Origin of the sequence: Sporosarcina sp. P29 (assembly GCF_002743265.1) — a bacterium.
Taxonomy (GTDB): Bacteria; Bacillota; Bacilli; order Bacillales_A; family Planococcaceae; genus Sporosarcina.
In genome coordinates, this window is the sequence record NZ_PDYX01000045.1 from 1 (window position 1) to 3,490 (window position 3,490).

Annotated in this window: 2 protein-coding genes; one reads left to right on the forward strand and one right to left on the reverse strand. The window is 43.7% G+C overall.

Annotation, left to right across the window (positions count from 1 at the left end):
- Positions 1–757: 757 nt before the first annotated feature.
- On the reverse strand, positions 758–2,350 hold the full coding sequence (locus CSV68_RS16370; protein WP_099635649.1) for a SulP family inorganic anion transporter: 1,593 nt from the start codon (positions 2,348–2,350) through the stop codon (positions 758–760).
- A 202-nt stretch (positions 2,351–2,552) separates the two neighbouring features.
- Between CSV68_RS16370 and CSV68_RS16375 the strand changes: the two genes are divergently transcribed.
- Positions 2,553–3,290: an SDR family NAD(P)-dependent oxidoreductase gene (locus CSV68_RS16375; protein WP_099635648.1), complete on the forward strand. Its 738-nt coding sequence runs from the start codon at positions 2,553–2,555 to the stop codon at positions 3,288–3,290.
- Positions 3,291–3,490: the final 200 nt, after the last annotated feature.

Here is a 3,490-nt window from a genome sequence, read left to right on the forward strand (position 1 = left end):
ATGGCTTTCGCGAGGAGCCAGAGACAGGAAGTTCGCCTGTCTTTGTCTCCTCGCTACGCCTACCACAGCAGGCGCCTTCGTTAGATTGGGTGTACGGCAGTTCTTACACTTCTTTTGCTAGAAATACATACTAGATATCACGATGTCACTGATCTTCTTCCTATAAGAACCACAACTAGAATAAATACCGCTCAGTAGCGCAGGCACAACTGCGGGGTAGGCCGTGGCCATGAGACAGTTGGCGGAACTTTGCCAGCTGGCTCCTGGCTGTAGGCAATCCCCCACGTGCCTGCGCGGGTCCAGAAAGCAGACACTTGATGACTTCAGTATCCAACAACCAGTCGGGCAACGCCCCCAACAAAAGTGCCAAAGACCCGCAGCCGCCTAGTCTTTCCGCTAACCGCGTTTGCAGGTTGGGTATGGCGCACAATTTATCGTTTTTAGAACCACAACCTAAATAAATACCACTCAGTAGCGCAGGCACAACTGCGGGGTAGGCCGTGGCCATGAGCCAGTTGGCGGAACTTTGCCAGCTGGCTCCTGGCTGTAGGCAATCCCCCACGTGCCTGCGCGGGTCCAGAAAGCAGACACTCACTAATTTCCATCTCCAACAACCAGTCGAGCAACGCCCCCAACAAAAGTGACAAAGATCGGCAGCCGCCTAGTCTTTCCGTCAACCACGTTTGTAGGTTCGGTAAGGTACGCAATTTATCATTCTTAGAACCACAAAATAAATGGATTCCTCAATCACCAACACTCACAACATAAAGAAGTTATCCTCACCAATCTTGTCATACAACCCACTACGTTTGAACAAGCTCACTTTTTCAGGAGGTACTCTCTTAAAAATAAGTCGCTTGTTTTGGCGAACTGCTTCGTCAAGCATGGCGGAAAGGGCCGCTTCGCCTGTTGCGTCGATCGCTGTTAGATTTTTCATGTCTAAAATGATCGTCTTCTGCTCAAGATTCAATAGTTCAGGATATCGATCCTCGAAGTGTTTCGCTGTACCGAAGAACAGGGGACCAGAGATTTTGAACTTGATTAGCTCGGAATCACTTTCTGTAGACAACTTGAACTTTTCGACGTCGGTCAGTTTACTCTTTTTAATTTCCAGTGAGCCGCTCATTTTGCGTAAGAATGACAGGGCTGCAAGCAAAATTCCGACTTCGACTGCAATTGTTAGGTTCACGAATATCGTCAACAAGAAAGTTGTCAGTAACACAATTGAATCCCCTGAGCGTAACGAAGCGATCTGGACGAAAGCTTTACGTGAACTCATATTCCATGCGACGAACATCAAAATCGGGGCCATTGCGGCTAACGGTATATAAGATGCGTAAGGTGCGAATAGTAATAAGAACGCTAATACAAATAAACTTTGCACGACGCCGGATATCGGACTGACTGCGCCTGAGCCGATATTTGTTGCGGTACGAGCGATGGCACCTGTAGCTGGAATTCCACCGAATAACGGTGTAATGATATTCGCAATCCCTTGGCCGAATAATTCTTTCTTGGAATCGTGCTTTGGAACTTTACTTTTCATTCCGTCTGCAACGACTGCGGAAAGCAAAGACTCAATCGCACCGAGTGCAGCAATGATTAAAGCGGGTTGCCAGAGGTTCACCAGTTTAGTAAGTGTAATTTCGGGAAAATGAAAACTAGGCAGATGTTGCGGAATGCCACCGTATGCTGTACCGATCGTTTCCACTTTACCTGGGAAGAACCAAATCGAACAGATAGTAGGAACCAGGAGCGCAATAAGTAGCAATGGAACCTTAGGTGCGATTTTCGGTAAAAGGAAGATGACGACCAAACCAATTGCGGCAGTTAAGATACTAAATGTATTGATGGTATGAAAATGCCGAGCGATTTCCATCATGCTTTCATGGAAGAACTCTTTTTTCTCAACGCCAGTTAATCCAAAGAAGTTTTGGAATTGGCCGGTGAATATAATGACTGCTATCCCAGCGGTGAATCCTATCGTCACCGATCGCGGGACAAAATGAATGAGATTGCTGACACCGAGAAAGCTCATGATGACGAGGAGAATACCAGCAAGAAATCCAGCGATTAGAAGATCTTCATAACCATATTGCAACACAATTGCTAGTAATATGGGAATGAATGCACCAGTAGGACCCGCAATCTGGTAACGTGAACCACCTAGCAAAGCGACTAAAAGACCTGCGATGATCGTAGTATACAGTCCGTATTCAGGTTTCACACCAGAAGCAATAGCAAAAGCCATCCCAAGCGGAATGGCTACAATTCCAACAGTAATCCCTGCAATTAGATCCTGCCGGAAGCCCGCTGCATTATAATTAAGATAACGTTGATCTTTGAACATAATTGTTCACTTCTCCCACTTATAGAGTATATATACATATATTATTATACCGTATGCATATGGCCTATACAAGGTGTGTATAAAGTGAGAGGAGTAGAAACGTTCAACATTAAAAGAAGATATTGACGATCCGAATAATTGAACCAAATGTAGTTTAGTGTTAAAGTATATGACAGTAACAACAATAAAGGAGAGATATAGTATGAGCAGATTACAAGATAAAGTAGCATTCATTACAGGTGGAGCATCCGGTATGGGTGAAATGATGGTAAAGCAATTTACAGCAGAAGGTGCGAAAGTAATTGCAGCTGACATCAATACAACAGCACTTGAAGAAAAGTGGGGTGGACAAGACAATATCTTCACGATCAAATTGAATGTAACTGAAGACGCAGAGTGGGAAGAGGCTATGAAAAAAGCTGTCGATCACTTCGGTAAAGTTGATATTCTTGTCAATAATGCTGGTATCTCTACTGAAAAAACTGTGGATCAAATCACGATTGAAGATTGGCGCAGACTTTCAGATATCAATAGCTTCGGTACGTTCTTAGGTATGAAGCATGCTTCGAAATATATGAAAGAAGCGAAAAAAGGTGCAATCGTTAATATTTCATCTTATACTGCTTTGATTGGTATGGGCTTGAATCCGTACTCAGCTTCAAAAGGTGCAGTACGTGCGATCTCTAAAGCAGCAGCGGCAGAATATGGACATGCAGGAATTCGTGTGAATACGGTATTCCCTGGAGTTATCCAAACGCCAATGGTTGCAAATCTTGAAGAATCTAAAGCTCAACTAGATATGTTAATTAAAATGACACCACTTCAACGTTTGGGTCAGCCGGAAGATGTAGGCAATGCTGTACTCTTCTTAGCATCCGATGAAGCGTCGTATATTACAGGCGCAGAGCTTGTCATTGATGGCGGGTATTCTGCACGATAATCAATACATTAAATAAAACGGGTTGTCCTACAAGTCATGATGACTTCTAGGGCAACCCGTTTTTTATGGTTCTATAATAAATGTTGGGGTTCTCAAACAATTGAACAAAAAATGCACGTGATCACCAATTTCTTTTATACTTGAATTGTCGAGAAACAAGTCAAAGAGAAAGGTGATACGTGCATATGAATTTTATCATG